General features: G+C 60.8%; 1 pseudogene. It reads left to right on the top strand.

Annotation, left to right across the window (positions count from 1 at the left end):
* Window positions 1-223 (top strand): annotated as a pseudogene (locus tag AMS67_RS00210) (aldehyde dehydrogenase EutE); the annotation flags it as partial.
* Window positions 224-227 lie beyond the last annotated feature (4 nt).

Below are 227 nucleotides of genomic sequence, written 5' to 3' on the forward strand. Positions count from 1 at the left end.
CCGTCACACTGCAATCATGCACTCCAAGGATGTTTCGCGGTTGGACCTCATGGCCCGACGCATCCAGACGACGATCTTCGTCAAGAATGGGCCATCTTTCGCCGGCATTGGGATCAACGGGGAAGGGTTCGCCACTTTCACTATCGCGGGGCCAACCGGTGAGGGGCTGACCTCGGCCCGCAGCTTCGCTCGTCGGCGGCGTTGCGTCCTGGACGCACATTAAGTTC

The organism is Leucobacter japonicus, from assembly GCF_001273855.1.
Lineage (GTDB): Bacteria > Actinomycetota > Actinomycetes > Actinomycetales > Microbacteriaceae > Leucobacter > Leucobacter japonicus.